This is a genomic window from Gordonia sp. YY1, assembly GCF_009872315.1.
Lineage (GTDB): Bacteria > Actinomycetota > Actinomycetes > Mycobacteriales > Mycobacteriaceae > Gordonia > Gordonia amicalis.
Window position 1 is genome coordinate 593,675 of record NZ_WXYI01000001.1, and the last position, 21,840, is coordinate 615,514.

Annotated in this window: 20 protein-coding genes; 14 read left to right on the plus strand and 6 right to left on the minus strand. The window is 65.8% G+C overall.

Annotation, left to right across the window (positions count from 1 at the left end; all coding sequences use genetic code 11):
- The first annotated feature begins 154 nt into the window (after positions 1-154).
- Positions 155-2,164: an aconitate hydratase gene (locus BPODLACK_RS02705; protein ID WP_159404661.1), complete on the plus strand. Its 2,010-nt coding sequence runs from the start codon at positions 155-157 to the stop codon at positions 2,162-2,164.
- Positions 2,165-2,167: 3 nt separating this feature from the next.
- On the opposite strand, the gene BPODLACK_RS02710 is transcribed toward BPODLACK_RS02705, so the two are convergent.
- The 3 genes from BPODLACK_RS02710 to BPODLACK_RS02720 form a co-directional block, all read right to left on the minus strand.
- Positions 2,168-2,593 carry a hypothetical protein gene (locus BPODLACK_RS02710; protein ID WP_024499099.1) on the minus strand — a complete coding sequence of 142 codons (426 nt, stop codon included), beginning with the start codon at positions 2,591-2,593 and terminating at the stop codon, positions 2,168-2,170.
- 188 nt (positions 2,594-2,781) lie between these two features.
- Positions 2,782-3,873: an inositol-3-phosphate synthase gene (locus tag BPODLACK_RS02715; RefSeq protein WP_006438598.1), complete on the minus strand. Its 1,092-nt coding sequence runs from the start codon at positions 3,871-3,873 to the stop codon at positions 2,782-2,784.
- Positions 3,874-3,930: 57 nt separating this feature from the next.
- Positions 3,931-4,665 carry a PadR family transcriptional regulator gene (locus BPODLACK_RS02720; protein ID WP_006438599.1) on the minus strand — a complete coding sequence of 245 codons (735 nt, stop codon included), beginning with the start codon at positions 4,663-4,665 and terminating at the stop codon, positions 3,931-3,933.
- Between the two features lie 219 nt (positions 4,666-4,884).
- On the opposite strand from BPODLACK_RS02720, the gene BPODLACK_RS02725 reads away from it, so the two are divergent.
- From BPODLACK_RS02725 to BPODLACK_RS02745, 5 genes are all read left to right on the plus strand, one after another.
- Positions 4,885-5,277, plus strand: a complete 393-nt coding sequence (locus tag BPODLACK_RS02725) for a DUF5318 family protein (RefSeq protein ID WP_006438600.1) — start codon at positions 4,885-4,887, stop codon at positions 5,275-5,277.
- Between the two features lie 127 nt (positions 5,278-5,404).
- Entirely contained in the window at positions 5,405-7,747 is a 2,343-nt protein-coding gene (locus BPODLACK_RS02730; RefSeq protein ID WP_024499100.1) for a transglycosylase domain-containing protein, read from the plus strand.
- Between the two features lie 61 nt (positions 7,748-7,808).
- On the plus strand, positions 7,809-9,368 hold the full coding sequence (locus BPODLACK_RS02735) for a glycosyltransferase family 87 protein (RefSeq protein WP_159404662.1): 1,560 nt from the start codon (positions 7,809-7,811) through the stop codon (positions 9,366-9,368).
- 72 nt (positions 9,369-9,440) lie between these two features.
- Positions 9,441-10,382: an 8-oxoguanine DNA glycosylase OGG fold protein gene (locus BPODLACK_RS02740; RefSeq protein WP_159404663.1), complete on the plus strand. Its 942-nt coding sequence runs from the start codon at positions 9,441-9,443 to the stop codon at positions 10,380-10,382.
- A 36-nt stretch (positions 10,383-10,418) separates the two neighbouring features.
- Positions 10,419-10,826 carry a hypothetical protein gene (locus BPODLACK_RS02745; RefSeq protein ID WP_159404664.1) on the plus strand — a complete coding sequence of 136 codons (408 nt, stop codon included), beginning with the start codon at positions 10,419-10,421 and terminating at the stop codon, positions 10,824-10,826.
- Between the two features lie 11 nt (positions 10,827-10,837).
- On the opposite strand, the gene BPODLACK_RS02750 is transcribed toward BPODLACK_RS02745, so the two are convergent.
- Complete coding sequence (locus tag BPODLACK_RS02750) at positions 10,838-11,416, minus strand: GNAT family N-acetyltransferase (RefSeq protein ID WP_159404665.1); 579 nt, start codon at positions 11,414-11,416, stop codon at positions 10,838-10,840.
- Position 11,417: 1 nt separating this feature from the next.
- The gene (locus BPODLACK_RS02755) at positions 11,418-12,872 is read right to left on the minus strand and encodes a hypothetical protein (RefSeq protein WP_159404666.1); all 1,455 of its coding nucleotides are present in this window, start codon (positions 12,870-12,872) and stop codon (positions 11,418-11,420) included.
- A 207-nt stretch (positions 12,873-13,079) separates the two neighbouring features.
- Between BPODLACK_RS02755 and rpsF the strand changes: the two genes are divergently transcribed.
- From rpsF to rplI, 4 genes are all read left to right on the plus strand, one after another.
- Entirely contained in the window at positions 13,080-13,361 is a 282-nt protein-coding gene (gene rpsF / locus BPODLACK_RS02760; RefSeq protein WP_004020660.1) for a 30S ribosomal protein S6, read from the plus strand.
- Positions 13,362-13,477: 116 nt separating this feature from the next.
- Positions 13,478-13,999, plus strand: coding sequence for a single-stranded DNA-binding protein (locus BPODLACK_RS02765; protein ID WP_006868586.1), 522 nt, complete (start codon positions 13,478-13,480; stop codon positions 13,997-13,999).
- Positions 14,000-14,059: 60 nt separating this feature from the next.
- A complete protein-coding gene (rpsR, locus tag BPODLACK_RS02770; RefSeq protein ID WP_004020662.1) occupies positions 14,060-14,317 on the plus strand; it encodes a 30S ribosomal protein S18 in 258 nt (85 codons plus the stop codon).
- A 19-nt stretch (positions 14,318-14,336) separates the two neighbouring features.
- Positions 14,337-14,792 carry a 50S ribosomal protein L9 gene (gene rplI, locus BPODLACK_RS02775; RefSeq protein ID WP_006438608.1) on the plus strand — a complete coding sequence of 152 codons (456 nt, stop codon included), beginning with the start codon at positions 14,337-14,339 and terminating at the stop codon, positions 14,790-14,792.
- 211 nt (positions 14,793-15,003) lie between these two features.
- On the opposite strand, the gene BPODLACK_RS02780 is transcribed toward rplI, so the two are convergent.
- Complete coding sequence (locus tag BPODLACK_RS02780) at positions 15,004-15,669, minus strand: hypothetical protein (protein WP_035760553.1); 666 nt, start codon at positions 15,667-15,669, stop codon at positions 15,004-15,006.
- A 579-nt stretch (positions 15,670-16,248) separates the two neighbouring features.
- Here BPODLACK_RS02780 and dnaB point away from each other — a divergent pair.
- The 4 genes from dnaB to BPODLACK_RS02800 all read left to right on the plus strand — a co-directional run bounded on the left by dnaB (position 16,249) and on the right by BPODLACK_RS02800 (position 21,286).
- Positions 16,249-18,492 (plus strand): replicative DNA helicase, encoded by a 2,244-nt coding sequence (gene dnaB / locus BPODLACK_RS02785; protein WP_024499107.1) that lies wholly within the window; start codon positions 16,249-16,251, stop codon positions 18,490-18,492.
- Between the two features lie 231 nt (positions 18,493-18,723).
- On the plus strand, positions 18,724-20,109 hold the full coding sequence (locus BPODLACK_RS02790; RefSeq protein WP_024499108.1) for an AAA family ATPase: 1,386 nt from the start codon (positions 18,724-18,726) through the stop codon (positions 20,107-20,109).
- The gene (locus BPODLACK_RS02795) at positions 20,106-20,615 is read left to right on the plus strand and encodes a hypothetical protein (protein ID WP_024499109.1); all 510 of its coding nucleotides are present in this window, start codon (positions 20,106-20,108) and stop codon (positions 20,613-20,615) included. Before BPODLACK_RS02790 ends, BPODLACK_RS02795 begins: the two co-directional genes overlap by 4 nt.
- A gap of 56 nt (positions 20,616-20,671) precedes the next feature.
- Positions 20,672-21,286, plus strand: a complete 615-nt coding sequence (locus tag BPODLACK_RS02800) for an RNA ligase family protein (protein ID WP_198362481.1) — start codon at positions 20,672-20,674, stop codon at positions 21,284-21,286.
- Positions 21,287-21,840 lie beyond the last annotated feature (554 nt).

The window sequence follows — 21,840 nt, forward strand, 5'->3', positions numbered from 1 at the left end:
TGCCCCTGGTGTGTGGGGTCCATCACTGCGACCATGGAGACCAGTCCGAGCGTGAGCGCCAGGCGTGTCGCGGTGTCGACCTCGGCGGACAGGTTCTGGCGCGGTTCAGTCCCGAGCCGATGTGGCTCGGGCGTGAGTCGATCAGGAGTGTGCGATGCCCGCCCAGAACGTTGCCCGGAAGCTCATCGGATCCCATCTGGAGGCCGGGGACATGACCCCGGGCGAAGAGATCGCGATCCACATCGACCAGACCCTCACCCAGGACGCGACCGGGACGCTGGTGATGCAGGAACTGGAGTCGCTGGGTCTCGACCGTGCCCGCACCGAGGTGAGCGTTCAGTACGTCGACCACAATCTCCTGCAGACCGACGAGAAGAACGCCGAGGACCACGAATATCTGCGTACGGCGTGTGAACGGTTCGGATTGTGGTTCTCGAAGCCCGGCAACGGGGTCTCCCATCCCACCCACATGCAGCGGTTCGGCATTCCCGGGAAGACGATGGTCGGGTCCGACTCGCACACACCGGCGGCGGGATCGCTCGGCATGCTCGCGATCGGCGTCGGCGGGCTCGAGGTGGCGCTGGCCATCACAGGTCGCCCGTTGAACATCCGGATGCCGGAGATCTGGGGTGTCCGGCTGGAAGGTGAGCTGCCACCGTGGTGTTCGGCCAAGGACGTGATCCTCGAGATGCTCCGGCGCCACGACGTCAAGGGCGCGGTGAACAGGATCATCGAGTACCACGGCCCCGGCCTCGCGAGTCTGACGGCGATGGACCGCCACGTGATCGCGAACATGGGCGCGGAACTGGGTGCGACGACGACGGTGTTCCCCAGCGACGACGCGGTGCGCGAGTTCCTCCGTGCCGAGGGCCGCGAAGACGACTGGATCGAGCTCGTCGCCGACGACGGCGCGACCTACGACGCCGAGGAGACCATCGATCTCACCGAGATCGTCCCGCTGATCGCAAAACCCTCCTCTCCCGGGGACGTCGTGCCTGTCAGCGAGGTCGCCGGGGAGGAGATCTCGCAGGTGGTGATCGGGTCGAGCGCCAACCCCGGCCTCCGCGACTTCGCGATCGCCGCAGCGATGGTGGAGGGGAGGCAGACGTCGGCCGGCGTCAGCTTCGACATCAACCCGACCTCGCGAGAGATCCTCACCGACCTCACCAAGATGGGCGCCACGACCAGCCTCGTCATCGGTGGCGCCCGCATCCACCAGGCCGGATGTATGGGGTGCATCGGCATGGGACAGGCACCCGCGACCGGGCAGAACTCACTCCGAACGATGCCGCGCAACTTCCCCGGACGGTCGGGGACCAAGGACGACAAGGTGTGGCTGTGCTCGCCGGAGACCGCAGCGGCCTCGGCACTCACCGGTGTGATCACCGACCCCCGCGACTGGGCGGCTGACAACGAGGTCGCGTACCCCGAGCTCGACCTTCCCCGCGAACATTCGGTCAACACCGCGATGCTCGTGCCGCCGCTGCCGCCGGACGAAGCAGCGGAGATCCAGCCGGTGAAGGGCCCCAACATCTCCGACCTGCCGGACCTGGATCCGCTGCCGGATGTCGTCGAGGCCCCGGTGTTGCTGAAGGTCGGCGACAACATCTCCACCGATGACATCTCGCCCGCCGGCGCACGAGCTCTGCCCTACCGGTCGAACATCCCGAAGCTCGCCGAGTTCTGCTTCACGCGGATCGACGACAGTTACACGGAACGTGCACGTTCCGCGGACACCGGCCACATCATCATCGGCGGTGACAACTATGGACAGGGCTCGTCACGCGAACATGCGGCCATCGCGCCGCGCCATCTCGGCCTGCGGGTGGTGATCGCCAAGTCGTTCGCGCGCATCCACTGGCAGAACCTCGCGAACTTCGGTGTGCTGGCAGTGGAATTCGTCGACCCCGCCGACTACGACGCCGTCGAGCAGGGCGATACCCTGCGGCTGGAGAAGCTGCGGGATGCCCTGGGTGACGGGGACGTCCTCACCGTTCGCAACGTGACCCAGGACCGCGAATTCGAAGTCCGGCACCGGCTCTCGAAGCGTCAGGTGTCCGACGTCCTCGCCGGCGGTCTCATCCCACGCCTCGCCGCCGAGGAACACCCGGACGAACATCGGGCCGAGGAGACCGTCTTGCAGGACAGCGGCGAGATCAGCTGAGCGTCAGCGCACGTGCCCGGTCAACTGGTAGGTCTCCGGCGGGCCCGCGATCGACGAGTACAGCGAGACCTGAGTGAACGCGCCATTCTTCGGCGCGAACAGCCAGATGCCGACCGGATACTTCGCGATGCTCCCGGACGCACAGTCCGGCTTGCACAGCTTGCGGTTCTCGGTCCCGAAGCCGGCGGCGAAGCCATCGGTCCACGCGAGCCAGGTGATGTCCGAGACGATGACCCCCACGTCGGCGCAGAAGATCGACGAGAGTGTCCGTGGCTGAACAAGTTTCGCGCCGTCACAGCCACCGACGACGGTCACGGCCGGGGTGGGAGACGGTGCGGCAACCGCAGTCCCGGTGCCCGCGACACCGAACAGTCCCAACGTGGCCGCGATCGCCGCGGTCACACACACCCGGATGATTCTCGAACCCATCGTGGTCTCCTCCTCGTGACCTGCCGCGGCAGTCGGCGGTATGAGGAATCATTGTCGACCACAGCGCGAGTGACCACGCGTGGATTCACCGAACCCGTGTCGCCGAAAACGACGACGTCCCCGCCGGAACCGTGAGGGTGTGCCTCACGAATCCCGAACGGGGACGTCGACAGTCGTTACGGCGAGGATCAGGCCTCGACGATGAACGCCTCGAGCTGCGCACGCGCGACGTCGTCGGCGAGCTGCTTCGGCGGGGACTTCATCAGGTAGGCCGAGGCCGGGAGGATCGGTCCGCCGATGCCACGGTCCTTGGCGATCTTGGCGGCGCGCACGGCGTCGATGATGATGCCGGCCGAGTTGGGGGAGTCCCAGACCTCGAGCTTGTACTCGAGGTTCAGCGGCACGTCACCGAAGGCGCGGCCTTCGAGGCGGACGTAGGCCCACTTGCGGTCGTCGAGCCATGCGACGTGGTCCGACGGGCCGATGTGGACGTTCTTGTCCTCGACCTTGCCGGCGAGCGAGCCGGTCAGGTTGGAGGTCACGGCCTGGGTCTTCGAGACCTTCTTGGACTCCAGACGCTCACGCTCGAGCATGTTCTTGAAGTCCATGTTGCCGCCGACGTTCAGCTGGTAGGTGCGGTCGAGGGTGACGCCGCGATCCTCGAACAGCTTCGCCATCACGCGGTGGGTGATGGTGGCGCCGACCTGGCTCTTGATGTCGTCGCCGACGATCGGGACACCGGCGTCGGTGAACTTCTTGGCCCACTCGGGGTCCGAGGCGATGAAGACCGGGAGTGCGTTGACGAACGCCACATTGGCGTCGATGCAGCACTGTGCGTAGAACTTGTCGGCCTGCTCCGAGCCGACCGGCAGGTAGCTGACGAGGACGTCGACCTCGGCGTCCTTGAGGGCCTGGACGATGTCGACACCCGAACCGTCTGCCTCGGTGATGGTCTCGAGATAGTACTTGCCGAGGCCGTCGAGGGTGTGGCCACGCTGAACGGTGACACCGGTCGGCGGCACGTCGGCGATCTTGATGGTGTTGTTCTCGCTCGCGAAGATCGCGTCGGACAGGTCGAAGCCGACCTTCTTGGCGTCCACGTCGAACGCGGCGACGAACTCGACGTCGCGGACGTGGTACGGGCCGAACTTCACATGCATCAGACCCGGCACGCTGGCGTTCTCGTCGGCGTCCTTGTAGTACTGCACGCCTTGCACCAAGGATGAAGCGCAGTTTCCTACGCCCACAATGGCAACGCGCACCTTATTGGGCTCACCCATGGTCGGGCTCTCCTTCTTGTTGCGGCGTCGCAGACGTTCGCTGCGCCACCGGTGTTTTCACTTGCTCGGGTGCCCGAGCTGTTCGTCCCGGCTCGGCGTCGAGTCCGGTTCTTCGATATTCGCCATCGGTTCGTCCCGGTCCCGGTTGCCCGGCCCCGGATCGACAGGTGACTGTTCGGTTCCGGCGGTGTCCCGAACGGCGTCGTCGGGATCGAATGCGTCGGTGTCGAACGGATTTGGTGGGTCGAACGGACTGGGAGTCCCGTCTTGCTGCTGGGAGCTCTCGGCGGCGATCAGCTCGTTGAGCCAGCGGACCTCCCGTTCACTGGACTCGAGGCTGAGCTGATGCAGCTGACGGGTGTAGCGATCGACCGCCCGGTTGGACCGTCCGACGATCTCCCGCAACCCTTCTCGGCGTTCCTCGACCTGCCGGCGACGTCCCTCGAGGATGCGCATGCGCGCCACCGCGGGAGTCCGGCTGAAGAACGCCAGATGAACACCGAAACCGTCGTCGGTGTAGTTCTGCGGACCGGTGTCGGCCACGAGCTCGGCGAACCGAGCACGACCTGCATCGGTGAGTTGGTACACCCGACGACCACGACGAACCTTCACACCCATGGGCGCGTCGGCTTCGTCGATGAATCCGTCGGCCTGCATCCGGCGCAGGGTCGGATACAGCGAACCGTAGGAGAAAGCACGGAAGGCGCCGAGAAGCCCGGTCAGCCGCTTGCGCAGCTCGTAGCCGTGCATGGGGGATTCGAGGAGCAAGCCGAGAATCGCCAATTCGAGCACTTCGTCACCCCCTCCTTCCTCGATGTGTCGGAGCGTGCTGACAGCGCAACACCTCGCTCCGATGTGTTTGTCAATGTATCGCACCGATATAACTGTGTCCACGATGAGGTCGATCGAGGAAGCTACCCCGCGTGTCGTGGGTTGGCGACCGAACCCGCCCCGTCGGCGGCCGGACCCGTCGCGCCGACGGTGGAGGTGTGACCACGTACGCTTGGAACCGTGCAACGCCAGATCGTCGACTACGCCCTGCAGCGGCGCGCTCGGCTGTCCTCGGTCCACGCGGGCCGGACCGCCGTGGCCGATGTGTGCGATGCGAGTCCATATCTTCTGCGCGCGGCGAAGTTCCACGGTCGGCCCAGTGACACGATGTGCCCGATCTGCCGAAAAGAGCAGGTCACGCTGGTTTCCTGGGTGTTCGGCGAACGCCTTGGCCAAGTGAGTGGCTCAGCGCGGAGCACTGAGGAGATCGCCCGGCTGGCGACCACCGACGAGGAGTTCTCGGTGCATGTCGTCGAGGTGTGCCGGACGTGTAGCTGGAACCATTTGGTGCAGTCCTACGTTGCCGGGCTGCCCCCGCGGACCACGCGTCGCACCCGACGCGTGGCCAAGTAGCGCGCTGGCCTGCGGTTTTTTGCCGAGGCCCCGCACGTGCTGTCAAAGTGGAGTGGCACGAGGCTCGAGAAAGTGACCGAGGTCAGCGGTGTGTGACGCGCCGCACGCCCGGTAGGAAAGGTGGACGATGAGCGAGGCGTACGGTTCTTCGCCCACACCGCGCGGTACCGGAACCCGTCCCGGTCGCAACGGTGGCAGTGGCAACCGGCGAAACAGCAGGCAGGCAGCGGAGGAACGGCACAAGCGGTTCGCGTGGGCGCTCGGCGCAGTGGGCGCCGTCGTCCCGGCCATCGTGCTGGTGCTGATCTTCGCGTTCGCCTTCACCTACTTCACCGCGGAGATCCCGGAACCAGAGGTCAGTCAGAAGGCGACCATCGTCGACACCTCCGGCCGCACCCTCGCCGACATCACCCAGCCCGACGGCAACCGCACGGTGGTGCCGCTCGACGAGATCCCCGACACGATGATCCAGGCGATCGTCGCCGCCGAGGACCGCGAGTTCTGGACCAACAACGGCTTCTCGCCGCGCGGCCTGTCCCGCGCGATGATCGGTCAGATCACCGGCAACCAGTCCGCCGGCGGTGGATCGACGATCACCCAGCAGTACGTCAAGAATGCGATCGTCGGTGACGAACGCAGCTTCGACCGCAAGTTCAAGGAACTCGCGATCGCCGCGAAGATGAACGAACGGCACGGCTGGTCCAAGGAGAAGATCCTCGAGGCCTACCTCAACACCATTTACTTCGGCCGAGGCGCCTACGGCGTCGCCGTCGCCACCCAGAAGTACTTCAACAAGTCGATCACCGACAAGGCGCGGGCCGCGAAGAACCCGTTGACCTTCGAGGAAGCGGCACTGCTGGCCGGGGTCATTCGCGCGCCGTCGTACTACGACCCGGAGAACAACCGGGAGGCGACCGAGGCCCGCTGGCGCTACGTGCTGAGCGGCATGGTCGCCACCGGCGCCATCACCAAGCAGCAGGCCGACAACGCGGTCTTCCCGAAGACCATCAAGCCGCGGGTCAGCGGTACCGACGAGACACCGGGCCCCAATGGCCTGATCAAACGTCGGGTGCTGGAAGAACTCAACAGCGTCGGCATCACCGAGAAGCAGCTGCAGACCGGTGGTCTCAAGATCAGCACCACCATCGATCCACAGGTGCAGAACGGCGTCGTCCAGGCGGCCTGCCGCAAGAACAAGATCTACAAATGCCCGGACGGCCAGCTCAACGGCGAACCCGACGACCTCCTGGCATCGGCGGTGTCCATCGACCCGCAGACCGGCGCCGTCCGCGGTTACTACGGCGGTGACAACGCCGGCGGGTGGGACCTCGCACAGGCGGGCCTGCAGACCGGATCGTCGTTCAAGGTGTTCGCGCTCGTCGCGGCGCTCGAACAGGACATCCCGCTGTCGAAGGTCTACAGCTCCGCACCCTTCGAGGCCAGCGGTGGACTCACGGTCGAGAACTCCGAGGGTCAGAGCTGCGGCTCGTGCAACCTCGCAACAGCGATGAAGATGTCGCTGAACACCGTCTACTACCGACTCATGATGGACCTCAAGCGAGGCGCCGAGGACGTCGCCGACGCAGCGCATCGAGCCGGCGTGGCCGAATCCTTCGGCAACATCGACAAGACCCTCCAGGAGGCGAACGGCTCCCCGGAGGGCGGCGTCGTCCTGGGTCAGTACCAGTCCCGCGTCATCGACATGGCCTCGGCATATGCCACCCTCGCGGCGTCCGGTGTCTACCACGAGCCGTACTTCGTGCAGAAGGTCGTCGACTCCGAGGGACAGGTGCTCTTCGAACGCAAGTCCGAGGGCAAGCGGGTGTTCCCCGCCAAAGTCGCCGACAACGTGACCGCGGCGCTGGAGCCGATCGCGGCATACTCCAACGGCAACTCGCTCTACGACTCGTCGCTCGGCTCGCGTCCGTCGGCCGCCAAGACCGGCACGGTGCAGCTCGGCGACACCGGAAAGAACAAGGATGCGTGGATGGTCGGGTACACCCCGCAGCTGTCCACCGCGGTCTGGGTCGGTACGAACGACGGTACGGCGCTGACCAACTACAGCGGCGCGTCGATCTACGGCAGTGGTCTGCCCGCGCAGATCTGGAAGGCGGCGATGAACGCCGCGCTCGAGGGCAAGGAGATCAAGGAGTTCCCCGAGCCCGAGGCGATCGGCGGCGTGGCCGGCATCCCCTACGAGGCCCCGGCGACCACCTACGCTCCGTCCACACGCTCGCGGGGACCATCCCTTCCGACCTTCGACATCCCCGACCAGGGCGGCGACGGCAACCTGACACTCGCACCCGGCGTCACCATCCCACTCCCGGGCGCTCCCCGAGGCGGGGGCGACTCCGGTGGCGGCAACTCGCCCGGCGGTGGGGACTCCGGTGGCGGGAACACGCCGGACGGCGGAGGCAACGTGCCCGGCGGTGCGGACGGCGGAGGAGTCCCTGAACCGCCGGTCGGCTGACCAGGACGTATCGGCTGACTCCGACGATGTAGCCGACCCTGCCTGGGACAGCCCTGCGCCGATGGCGCGAGACGGTCGCGTCGACACCGAACGCGTCCTCCCGACGCGCACCGACAACTCGGTCCGCGAAGCGAGTTCACTCATCGGCGGACCGGCGGGCGCGCATGCCGTCATCGGCCGAAGCCGCCACCTGACCCCGCTACGCGTGCTGTTCGCGCTCGCGCTGTGCGGATTGGCCATCGGCTGGTTCGGCAAGGCGGGCTGCCTGCAACAGGCCCCGGCCGACGGCGGTTCGTCCGGACGCCCCGGCGCCGAGATGCGACTCGACTGGGACGACCAGCGACAGTTCACCAACCTCTGCTACAGCGACGTCATCAGCCTGTACGGCGCGGAACGACTCAACATCGGGGCGCTGCCGTACCGCGACTTCTGGTTCCAGGAGGACTCCCAGGGCCAGACCATCAAGCGGTACATGGAGTATCCCGTGCTCACCGGGATGTTCATGTACGGTGCCGCGCAGTTGACGCGCGGCTGGGTGTGGGCCGAGGAGAACTGGGGTGTCCCCGGCGCGCTCGACGTGGTGCTGTTCTTCACCATCGTCGCGTTGGGCCTGGCACTGTTCTGGCTGGTCACCATCTGGGCGACGGCTCTCACTGCGCGGACCCGGATGTGGACGGTGTGGCTGGCGGCGCTGTCGCCGCTGGTGTTCGTCCATGCCTTCACCAACTTCGACACCATCGCGACCGCGGCCGTCGCGGTCGCGCTGCTCGCGTGGTCGCGGGACCGGCCGTGGATTGCGGGCGTGGCGATCGGCGTCGGCGCCGCGGCGAAACTCTATCCGGCGTTGTTGCTGGTGGTACTGGGAGCGCTGTGTCTGCGGACCGGCCGAGTCCGCGAGTTCGGGGCCGCGGCCGCCGCAGCCCTCGCCGCGTGGCTGCTGGTCAACCTCCCGATCCTGATCCCGTATCCGACCGGGTGGTGGGAGTTCTTCCGGTTCAACGCAGACCGGTCCGCCGACGCCGACACCATCTACCGCATCCTCGCCGACACGCTTGGTTTCACATGGAACATCGACCATCTGAACGCGCTGTCGGTCGGGCTGACGGTCCTCGTCATGGTGGCTGTCGCCCTCATCGGCCTGAGTGCGCCGTTCCGACCCCGTGTCGCGCAGCTGGCGTTCCTCGCGGTCGCCGGCTTCCTGCTCGTCAACAAGGTGTGGAGCCCGCAGTACTCGCTGTGGCTGGTGCCGCTGGCAGTGCTCGCGATCCCACACACCAGGCTGCTGCTGACGTGGATGACGATCGACGCGCTGATCTGGATTCCGCGGATGAGCCTCTTCCTGGATGCGGAACGCCGTTGGCTGCCCGACCAGTGGTTCACGGCCGCGGTGGTGCTCCGGGGAGTGATGGTCATCGTGCTGTGTGCGGTCGTGATCTGGCAGATCTGGCATCCGCAGGAGGACCTCGTCCGGCGCGGGAACGACGGTCGCTGGTACGACGATCCGGCCGGTGGTGTGCTCGACGGCGCACCGGACCGCATCCGGTTACGCCTCCCGTCGCGGCTCGTGCGGCGGCGCGCCGAAGTCGAAGTGGCCGAGCCCGTTTCGGCCGGGAGTACGTGAGCTGACCGCGCCGGCCGAGCTGGCGTATCGGAAGGAGGGAACCGAACTCCGCGTCGGCGCGTCCAATCCAGCATGAATCCCTCACAACTCGCTGTTCCCGACGACCTCATCGACTGGCTCGCCGACGGCGATCGCGCGACCGAACTCCTGACCGATTCCGTCCTGGTCGACCAGCAGTGGTGGATCGACCATCTCGCCGAGTTCGACATGCCGAACACGCTGCACGGCAGCAAGATCAGTAGAGGAGACCTGTTCGCCCTCGGCGCCGTCGCCGGCGAGTCCGCGGAAGATGCAATCGCGCTGTTGTGGAACGTCGTCGCATTCTGCCTGGGCCGTCAGAACGCAGACGGGAAGAAGCGGATCGCCGCCGTGGCCGCAGACCGCAAACGTCTCGGCCGACTCCTCCAGGAGGCCGCCCTGGCTAGTCGCGACGACCCCGGCGCGGCGTACGCGATGCTGCGACCGGACAAGGGCGGCAACACCATCGAGAAGCTCGGCCCGGCCGGGTTCACGTGGTACCTGTACTTCGCGGGTGCCGGCGATCCGAAACATCCGAGCCCGGTGCTCGAGGCCAAGGTCGGCCGATCATTGCGGCGTGCCGGTTGGAAGGGCCTGCGCGACGGCGTCTGGACCGCCGCCGACTACTTGACCTATTCCCGGATCGTCGACCGCTGGCGCACGGAGACCGGGATCGATCGCAACGACGTCATCGTGCGCGGACTCTTCGCGATCTCGCCGCCGAGCGGATGGGACCATCCGTGGCAGGCGTGGGAACGCCAGACCTGGGAAAAGGCGAATTGGGTACGCGGCCCCTTGTCCACCGACGATCTGCGCATCATCCACCGCTGGTTGTGCACTCTCTCCGCCCTGGCGCCGAGATCCGCTGAGGCGCAACTTGAATTCAGGCAGTTGGGTCACAAGATCAGCCAGGCGCTCAATGGTGAGGTCAGTGAGATCTACGACGGATTCGACGAGGATCGCGTCTACGGCAGCTACATCGGTCGGCGAATTTGAAGGTTGACGCACCCTCGGCGTGGGTATTGTCGGGACATGGCTGAGCGTGGCGAACAGGTCCCGGATACGACCGCCGAGGCGGTCGGAAAAGTGGGTGAGGCGCTCGAGTACGTCGAACGCGCCCGCGGTCACCTCTACAGCTTCCACCAGCTCATCGGGCATGCGGATCTTCTGCTCGGGGAGGCCGTGGACGCGCTACGTAAAGACGGACACGCCGACATTGCGGACATCCTCGCAACAGAGATGGTCGGACGCAATGTCATCAACGGCCGCTGGACATTTCAGGTCGTCGAGGAATTCGACGACACGTACTGGCACCCGTTCCGGGCCCATACGGAACGGGTGCGCAACGAGTTGACCGACGGGGAACGGCATCTGTACGAGGCGCGGATGAAAGAAGAGCGCCGGACGCATGGTCATCCGGACCACTCGAAGGAGCCATGATGCCCGGCGTGTCAGCTAATCCGTTGTAGCAGTGCGGCTTTCGCGTCCGGCCACTCGTCGTAGGTCATCGAGTAGAGCGCGGTGGTCCGCCATCCGTCGCCGAATCGTCGGTGTTTGCGAAGCAGTCCTTCGAATCGGGCGCCGAGTTTCGCGATCGCGGCCCGGGACTGCGTGTTGTGCTCGTGGGTGTGCCACGTGATCCGTACGGCGCCGCAGTCCTCGAAAGCGCGCCGCAGCAGCAGATACTTCGCGGTCGGATTGACCGTCGTTCCCTGCACGCGTTCGGCGTAGAAGGTGTAGCCGATACAGACGCTGCGGTTTGCCTCGTCGATCTCGTAGAAACTCGTCGATCCGACGACGGTGCCGTCGATGTTGTCGACGACGGCGAACGCCACGCGTGCGCCGGGGTCGGCGGTGGCGGCCTCGATGAGACGACGGGCGGAGTCGAGATCGACGGGCACACCCGGAGACCAGCGGAACCTGTCCGGGTCACCGACCACCCGAGCGAGGGCCGGCGCGTCGTCGATCGTCAACGGCCGCAGAGTGACCCGATCGCCGACGAGCGGTCCGGTACCCAGCCACGAACTCATGTCAGGCCCTGTCCGTCGCCGGTACGGGGCGAGAGGTCTGTTCGTCGGGCCGATCGACGCGCGCGTCGTCGCGGATCGTCATCGACCCGAGTGGTTCACGCAGCGGGGTGCGGACCAGCGTGCCGATCAGGTACACGAGCAGGAATGCGTGAACCCAGACCGAGCCCGCGACACCGGTGAGCACCCACCAGGGCAGTGGGTCGCCGGCGTCGCGGATCGGGAACAGGCGGAAGATCGTCAGGTCCAGAGCGATGTCGGTGAGCAGATACACCGCGATGACCTGCCACCGCACTCGCATCAGCACGAAGAACGGGAGAATCCACAGGGTGTACTGCGGCGAGTGCACTTTGTGGAACAGCATGAACCCGGCGAGCATCGCCCCGCTGACACCTATCCAGGGAAACACGCCGATCCGGCGGTAATGCCGCCACCCGAGGTACATGGCGACCGCGAAGGTGACAAGGATCAACAGCGGCGAGGCGACCCCGACGAGCGAGTGATAGGTGTCGGTCGTGCCGGTGAGGTAGCGCAGACCCCAGTACCAGATGGAGTTGGTGTCGACGTCGGCCCGCCGACGCCCCTGGAACGTCAGTGCCGCCTTCCAGCCGTCGAATCCGAGGACCATGAACGGCAACTGGATGGCGACGACGGTGACCACTGCGGCGCCCGCAACCCACGCGGCACCCACCCAGTCGAGGCCGCGGCGCCCGACGCGCCTCAGTCCACCGGCACCGCCGGTCAGGACATAGGCGGCCAGCGGCAGCACGAAGATCCCGGGATACAGCTTGAGACAAAAACTGATCGCGAGCAGGACCGAGGCCACGATCGCCGCGGTGCGGAGGGGGAGTCTTCGTCGGCCCGTGCCCCGATCGATCGAGCCACCCCACGTCATCACCGCGATCGCGGCGACGGCGGTCGCGACCACCGGCAGCTCCCAGTTGTGGAAGGAGTACAGGACCAGCGGGGGAGTGGCCGCCCACAGCAGCGCCCACCAGCGGACCATCAGCGCCAGCATGACAGTGATCGCAAAACCGAAGGGGGCCAACAACAATGCGGTCTGGTTGAAGAACTCTGTGTCGGTGTGGGCGCCGATTGCCCCGACGTACATCATCAGCCCGGACAGCACGGGGTACTCGACGACGCCGCCGAAGAGCGTGCCGTCGCCACCGATCCCGCCGTGGATGTAGGGAAACACGTGGTTGTTGATGTCCCGGCCGAGCCACAGGTACATCAGGTCCGAGTAGCAGGGGATGATGCCGCCGGGATTGCCGGAGGGCCAGTTGGCGCTGCGTCCGTCGGCATCGAACGGCGCCCCACCGCAGCGGACCTTGACCTGGTAGCTCCAGAACATCGTCGCCGCGGTCGCCAGCAACGACACCAGCACGATGACCGCGGTCTCACCGCGTCCGGACAACCACGTGATCCGTCGAGGCGTACTGGTCCGCGGCTCCGACATGGCCAACAGAGTAGGTCGTCGTGCCCGACCCTTGCTCCCTGAGGTGCGAGGAGCGTGAGCGACGAGCCACGACGGGGCGGTGCCGGTGACCTCGGATTTCCGGGAGAACGTCCTGGTCATGTATCTTGGACCGGTTGCCGACGCAGGCGACCCTCCTGCCACGGACAGTCCGTGGCCGACCTAGCCCATAGGAGGTGATGTGGTCTTATGCGTCACTACGAATTGATGGTCATCCTCGATCCGAATCTGGACGAGCGCACCGTCGCACCCTCACTCGATACTTTCCTCAATGTTGTCCGCAAGGATGGCGGTTCGGTGGATGGTGTCGACATCTGGGGCAAGCGCCGCCTTGCTTACGAGATCCTGAAGCACAATGAAGGCATCTACGCCGTCATCGATCTCAATGCCGAGCCCGCCACGGTTACCGAGCTCGACCGTCAGCTGAAGCTGAACGAGTCGGTTCTGCGCACCAAGGTCCTGCGGAAGTAATCCACAGGGTTTCTTGAACGTCTGAAGACGTCGGTACCGGGTTCTAGGGTTGACCCAGAAACTCCCGGTGCATGTCGATCAGCGAGTGCCCACCAACGACCCGAGGGGAAACACACATGGCAGGCGACACGGTCATCACCGTCATCGGCAACCTCACCGCCGACCCGGAATTGCGGTTCACGCCGTCGGGAGCAGCGGTTGCCAACTTCACGGTGGCTTCCACCCCGCGCACGTTCGACCGTCAGACCAATGAGTGGAAGGACGGCGAAGCGCTGTTCCTCCGCTGCAACATCTGGCGCGACGCCGCGGAGAACGTGACCGAAAGCCTGACCAAGGGATCCCGGGTCATCGTGCAGGGACGGCTCAAGCAGCGGTCCTACGAAACCAAAGAAGGCGAACGACGCACGGTCGTGGAACTCGAGGTCGACGAGATCGGCCCCTCGCTGCGTTACGCCACCGCCAAGGTCAATCGCGCCTCGCGCGGCGGTGGCGGTGGCGGCGGTGGATTCGGATCCGGTGGCGGCGGCGGTAGCCGCGGCGGCGGATCGAACCAGCAGGTCGCCGACGATCCCTGGGGCAGCGCGCCTGCCAGCAGCGGCGGATCGTTCGGTGGCGGGGACGACGAACCACCATTCTGATAACTCCCGGGTCCCGCCCGTCGGCGGCCACCCGGATTGCATGACTGGAGCAATACACACATGGCAAAGGCAAAGCCCAGCCGGAAGCCTCGCGTCGAGAAGGTCACCAAGACCAAGGCGTGCAGCTTCTGCAAGGACAAAAAGGCCGTCATCGACTACAAGGACACCGCGCTTCTGCGTCGTTTCCTGTCCGACCGCGGCAAGATCCGCTCGCGTCGCGTGACCGGTAACTGCGTGCAGCACCAGCGCGACGTCGCCGTGGCCGTCAAGAACTCGCGTGAGGTGGCCCTGCTGCCCTTCACCTCGACCAGCCGATAAGCGGAAAGGATCAGTTGACATGAAGCTCATCCTCACCGCCGCCGTGGAGAATCTCGGCGAAGCCGGCGACATCGTCGTGGTCAAGGACGGCTACGGCCGCAACTACCTGCTGCCCCGCGGCCTGGCCATCAAGGCCACCCGCGGCGCCGAGAAGCAGGTCGAGGGCATCCGCCGTGCGCAGGAGGCCCGCGAGGTTCGCGGTCTCGAGCACGCCAACGAGCTGAAGCAGGCCCTCGAGGGCCTCGCGGCGGTCTCGCTGGACGTCAAGACCCACGACTCGGGCAAGCTGTTCGGTTCGGTCACCGCGGCAGACGTCGCCGGTGCCATCAAGACCGCCGGCGGACCGGTTGTCGACAAGCGCAACGTCGTGCTGCCCAAGGGTCACATCAAGGCCACCGGTAGCTACCCGGTCACCGTCACCCTGCACCCGCAGGTCTCGGCGACCGTGCAGCTCGCGGTCGTCGCCGCCGGCTGACCGCAGCGTCGAACTCACAAGGCCGGGTGGAAGAGATTCCACCCGGCCTTGTCGTGTCTGCCCCGGCCGGCCGAGTAGCGACGCGAGCGGGGCGAGGAGGCCCCCCGACCGCCGGCCGAGTAGCGACGACCGAGCGGAGCGAGGATGCGCCCCGACCGCCGGCCGAGTAGCGACGACCGAGCGGAGCGAGGACGCCGCGTATCGAGGTCCCCTACTTCGGCGCAGGCGGGTTGGCGGGCAGCTGATTCCAGTACTGGAGGCCGGGCGGGAGGTATCGCGGTGCCGGGTTCGCGCTGTGTGCGACGGCGTTGTTGCCCGGTCCGAGCGTGTCCCAGGACGGGAAGAAGAACTTGTGCCACGCGGGCGTGAAGATCAGCGCCCGCTCGCCGGTGCGGCAGGCGACGACGTCGCGGCGGGGCACGGTGCAGGTGACACCGGCGATCGTGACGCGCTTGCCGACCCCGAGGAGCGGCGGCCGGAAACCGGTCGTGGATCCGAACCGATAGGTCTGTTCCCGGTTGACCCACCACGGTCCCTGTTGGTCGCCGGCGATGGCGGCGCCCGTCGCGGTGGGCGGGGCGGTCGCGGGACGACCCTGGCAGCCCACGTAGCGGTACGCCTGGCCGATCTGGCACATCCAGCGGCCCGTGGTGAAGAACGATCGGCCGTTGTCACCGTAGGCGAGTGACCGGAACGTCGTCGGGTCGACGGGCTGGTAGCGCGACAGATCGAATTCGACGGGCATCGTGGGACCCGGTGCTGCGTTCACCGCCGGTGCTCCCACCGCGATCCCGGCCGCGACGGTCAGCGCCGCAAGCGCACCGACTGTTCGACGGATGATCCCGGTTCCCAACCCCAATGGCGACACGATCGACATTGCATCACACGCGTTCGTGTCCTCGTCGACTAACTGTGGATAAGTCGGGCGACTGATCGGAGGTATGCGGACCTGTTACGCAGATCACCCGGGAAATTCACCGAATTGTTTGCCACACGTAGTTGAACAGTGGGTCGCAACACGCCCGCACGACGACGCGCCGAAGAGTACCGAAGGATTTTCAGTTTCGTGATTGTGGAAACTAATCAGGCCGCTGACCTGGTCAAACAGGGTTGTTCACACCCTAATTCCTCAGGTTGTCCACAACGGTTGCACAATCGCTCCCCCGATCACTCACACCTCGTCCACAAGTCCTCCCCAGATTTGCTAACAGTCCGGTTTGAGTCGGCGGCGTCGAGGTCTTAATGTCTCGGCTCAGGTCTCAGTCCCGTCTCGCGCGCACGACAGCACTCTTTGTCGGAGCGAGCCGATAGGAATGGAGACGGACAGAGCATCAAGTGACAGGGCATGACGTCGACACCGGGGACTCGCGAGGTGGCCTACCGGGGCCGACACCACAGAGGTCGTACCCATCCGCCCCGGGCGAATGGATCGAGCGTTGCGAGAGGTTAGACACGCGTGGCTGTTGTGGATGACCGCGGGCGCGGTCCCGCCGCCGGAGACCGCGACCAGGACAGGGGTCGGGGTGATGACGCTCTCCCCACCGAGGATTTCGGTCGCCAACCCCCGCAGGACCTCGCCGCCGAGCAGTCGGTACTCGGCGGCATGTTGCTGTCCAAGGACGCAGTCGCCGACGTCGTCGAGAAGATCCGCACGGCCGACTTCTACCGGCCGGCGCATCAAGCCGTGTTCGAGGCGATCCTCAGCCTCTACAGCAAGGGTGAACCGGCTGACGCGGTCACCGTTGCCGCCGAACTGGAGCGGTCGGGCGAACTCAAGCGCATCGGCGGCGCCCCGTATCTGCACACCCTGATCTCGACGGTGCCCACCGCGGCCAATGCCGGCTACTACGCCGAGATCGTGGCCGAGAAGGCCATCCTGCGTCGTCTGGTGACGGCCGGTACCCGCATCGTGCAGTACGGCTACGCGGGCAACGACGGCCAGGACGTGGCCGAGGTCGTCGACCGCGCACAGGCCGAGGTGTACGAGGTCACCGAACGCCGCCAGGCCGAGGATTACCTCCCGCTCGAAGAGCTCCTGCAGCCGACGATGGACGAGATCGACTCGATCGCCTCGCGCGGCGGTATCTCGCTGGGTGTCCCGACCGGCTTCGCGGACTTCGACAAGCTCACCAACGGTCTGCATCCGGGCCAGATGATCATCGTCGCCGCACGACCGGGCGTCGGCAAGGCGCTCGCCCTCGACACCCCGCTGCCCACGCCCACCGGCTGGACGACGATGGGCAAGGTCGGGGTCGGCGACCAGCTACTCGACGCCCACGGCCGGCCGACGACGGTGGTCGCGGCGACCGACGTCATGACCGAGCGTCCCTGCTACGAGGTCGAATTCAACGACGGTGCCGTGCTGGTCGCCGACGAGCAGCATCAGTGGGCGGCCGAGATCGACGGCGAGCGTCAGGTCGTCACCACGGCGGGTCTGCGCGCCCACGTCGGATGTGCCGTCATCCGCAACACCGCGCCACTCGAGTTGCCGCGCAAGCGTTTTGCCTATGGGCCGTACACCGTCGCCGCGCTCGCGGGAATGGCGTTCGACGATCCCGAGATCAGCATGCGTATCGACGCGGAAGGTCCCGTCGACGTCATGACGTTGATGGCCGACCTGGGTGGTCGCATCCCCTACGAGTACCTGCGCGGGTCGATCGCTCAGCGTCGCGCGCTGTTGGCCGGCCTCCTCGACGCGCGTGCCACCGTCGACGATGACGGGTGGATCACCGTGCCCGCCGCGACCCGGCACATGACCGGGGTCGTGGCCGATCTCGTTGCCGGTCTGGGCTTCAACTACAAGCGTTCGGCGACGGGTTGGTTGCGCGTCGACGCCGATGAGGATGTCTTCACCGTCCACCACAAGGCATTGCGCCACAAGGAACTTCGTCGTAATGCCGGTGTTCGACGCGTCGTCGCGGTGCGGCCGGTCGACTCGGTGCCGGTGCGCTGCGTCGAGGTCGACAACGACGAACACCTCTACCTCGCCGGCGAGGCGATGGTCCCCACACACAACTCCACGCTGGCCATGGACTTCCTGCGGTCCGCGGCGATCGGACACGGCCTCACCGCAGCCATGTTCTCGCTGGAAATGAGTAAAACCGAGATCGTCATGCGTCTGCTGTCGGCGGAGGCGAAGGTCAAGCTGGCCGACATGCGTGCCGGCACCATGAGCGACGACGACTGGACCCGGTTGGCTCGTCGTATGGGCGAGATCTCGGATGCGCCGTTCTTCATCGACGACTCGCCGAACCTGACGATGATGGAGATCCGCGCCAAGGCGCGTCGTCTCAAGCAGCGTCACGACCTCAAAGTCGTTGCGGTGGACTACATGCAGCTGATGACCTCGGGTAAGAAGGTCGAGTCGCGTCAGCAAGAGGTCTCGGAGTTCTCCCGTCAACTCAAGCTACTGGCGAAGGAACTCGAGGTTCCGGTGATCGCGATCAGTCAGCTGAACCGTGGTCCCGAGCAACGTACCGACAAGAAGCCGCAGGTGTCGGACCTTCGTGAGTCCGGCTCGCTGGAGCAGGACGCCGACATGGTCATCCTGCTGCACCGCCCCGACTCGATCGAGCGCGACGACCCGCGCGCCGGTGAGGCCGACATCATCGTCGGTAAGCACCGTAACGGCCCGACCGCCACGATCACCGTCGCGCACCAGCTGCATCTCAGCCGGTTCGTGGACATGGCGCGGGGTTGACGCGGCGACTGCCGAAGTAGAGCGAAGCGAAGGCGACGCGGGTTCGGCCACACCCGCAGCCAGAGAAAAGCCGCTGCCTGGACGAACAAGGCGTCCAGAATTGGTACTCTGCTCACCGCAACTCGGAGGTTCACCGACTCTCTCGAGAGCTGGCCGGCACTCTCCACGGCGATGGGCGGCCGCGGAGGTGACTGCGCTGAACGCAGAGTGCTCGCGAAGGAAGGGAATGGCGTGTTCACCCGATTACGGCTGAAGAACTTCAAGGCATGGGAGGACACGGGCGACATCGAGCTGGCCCCGTTGACCGTGCTGTTCGGAGCCAACTCGTCGGGGAAGTCGAGCCTGCACCAGTTCCTGCTCATGCTTCAGCAGACAGTCGAATCGCCGGACCGCCGACGGGTCCTCCACACCGGGGACGACCGGACACCCGTCGATCTCGGCGCGTACGCGAGTGTGCTGCGCAACGGAAACATCGAGGCGCCCTTGGCCTTTGAGTTCGATTGGCGGCGTGATCGTCCGCTGACCGTGGATCACGAACACAGTCGAACCAGATTCCATGGCACCGACATGGGATTTCGTGCGGCGATCAGTGCAACTTCTGAGACACCACCGCGCTTGCACGTCGACAGCTACGAGTATCGCCTCACCTCGAGCGACTCCGGCGACACGTTGTCGCTGGGAAGTGCGCGTGACGCCGGCAGTGGAGACTACTCCGTTCATGCCGAAGGCATCGAACTGGTCAGGACGCTCGGACGACAGTGGCCGGTGTCGGCTCCCTCCCACTTCCATGCGTTCCCCGATGACCTACCGACTCGTTATCAGTTCCTCGACTTCGCCGCAGATCTCACGCTGGCGCTCGAGGAGCAGTTGTTGGCGGTCAACTACCTCGGGCCGTTGCGGAAACAACCCCGTCGGACGTATCGATGGTCCGGAGAAGAGGTCAGCCACGTTGGCTGGAGCGGTGAGTACACGGTCGATGCATTGTTGGCCGGCCAGTCCCGGCGGTACAACTTCGACCCCGAGCAGGAGACGAAGCACCTTCAAGTACTGGTCGCCGAGTGGCTGAGAACGCTGGGGGTGATCGAGAGCTTCGCGGTGACTCCGATCGGAGCCGGTCGTGACGAGTACGAGGTTCGAGTGACGACGCCGGGCAGTAGTCGGGAAGTTCTGCTCACCGATGTCGGGTTCGGCGTCTCGCAGGTGCTTCCGGTGCTCGTGGAGGCGTTCTACTCCGCCCCCGGTTCGACGGTTGTCGTGGAGCAACCGGAGATCCACCTTCACCCATCCGTGCAGGCCGGGCTCGCGGACCTGTTCCTCGCTGCGACATCGGCTCGTGAGAACGGGAAGCCGCGCAGCACGCAGTTCATCGTCGAATCCCACTCCGAACACCTGTTGCGGCGTCTCCTCCGTCGGATCGCCGAGGGAGAAGTCGACGCTGCCGATGTGCGGTGCTACACCGTGAACTTCGACGAACGGGGGTCGACCATCGAGGCGCTCGACGTCGACGAGTACGGGAACGTGCGGAACTGGCCCGCGAACTTCTTCGGCGACCCCGCGGCAGATCTGGTCGCCCAGTCACGAAGTGCTCGACGTCGACGCCAAGGCCGGTCCACATGAGCAAAGTGATCGACACCAACGTGCCGCTCGTCGTCAAGTTTCCCGACGACCGGCCGATCGCACTCGTCGAGGCGTGCGAGGAGATTCTCGAGGAGATCATCGAGAACGGGCTTCCTGTTGTCACCGATGAACTCGGCGAAATCATCGAAGAGTACTTCCACCAGCTCAGTCGCGGTGGACAACCCACCTTGGGTGATGCTTTCGCCAAGTACGTCTACGACAATCGCCACAGCTGGGACGAAGCGGTGCGACCAGACATCGAACCCGATACGACCACGCCGAACAGCTACGCGGTGCTCGGTGGTGACGATGCCGAGATCGACCCGTCGGACCGCAAGTTGGTCGCGGCGGCGAAAGTCGCCGGTGTCCCCGTCCTGCAGGCCACTGACACCAAATGGCTCAACTGGGGCGAGGTGCTGAGTCGCCACGGTGTGCGTGTCGAGTACGTCCACGAACCGTCGATCCGCGCCGCCTACCGTGCGAAGTTCGGGTGCGACGCGCCGTGACCGACTTCGTGCGATTCCCGTCGACCCCGTACCTCGTCCGGCCGCGGGGTGTCGACGTGCGCGACGACAAGGTGCTGGACGAAGCAGAGCGGGACGAGTTTCTGTCCGGTCCGTTGCACGTCGAAGAGAAGATCGACGGACAGAATCTCGGTATCTCGGGCGGCGAAGACGGTTTGCTGTTTCAGGCGCGCGGCAGCTATGTCCAGCCCGGCGGCCGCCACTTCCGCGGACTGTCCACCTGGATCGAGCCTCGTCGACGACGACTCGCCAGCGCGCTCGGCACCGAACTCGTCCTCTTCGGCGAGTGGTGCGCGATCACGCACAGCGTCAGCTATGACCAACTGCCCGACTGGTTTCTGATATTCGACGTCTACGAGAAGACGGCCGGACGATTCTGGGACCCAGAGATGCGCGATGCCTTTGCCGACGAGGTCGGCCTGTTCACCGTCCCGTTCCTCGCTGTCGGAGACTTCACCTTGGACACATTGACGGGGTTGATACAGCGGAGCCGGGTGGGGCATGAGCAGATGGAGGGTGTTGTCGCTCGCTCTGCGGCCTCCACCGGGCCGCAGCGGCGTGCGAAGCTCGTCCGTCCGGACTTCGTACAGCAGATCGATCGGCACTGGATGACCGAGCAGCACACAATGAACCGCCTTCGGTCCTCGGGGTAGGTCTCCGACGATGGCAGCACCATCGCGCTCGACTTACGCAATGGCCATCTGGTGCTGCAGTGCTCGTCGCTGACAGTGCGCGACGAACGCCGTCGCGCACCAGTTGCATCCCAACCGGTTCGTGGACATGGCGCGGGGGTAGTGCGCCGATGGACGGGGCGGATCTCCAACTTGTCGAGGTACATGCCGTGACCACGAGCCACATGCACGAGACGACCACCGTGACGCCCGAGCAGTTTCTTGCAGGACTCACCGACTTCGGACCAGGTCGGGAAGAACCTCAAGGGCCGGCTCCTCGCGGGCGTGCTCGGAGCCGTGGGCTCCCGCGTCCTGGGTAAGCAGTTCAGGAACTCTGTCGCCGCCATCGAAGTCGTGACAACGGAACGAGTGGATCGGGCACGTAGGCGGCGGTCATCCGACGCGTGACTGCTCGACGTCATCTCGGTCGCGCGACTTCGATTGAGGTCGCGGCGTCGAAACGATGTCTTCCGGTCGACGCCCGATCAGTGTGCGTCGAAACCGGACGCGCGTAGGTCTCTGGACGGCGCTGTGGG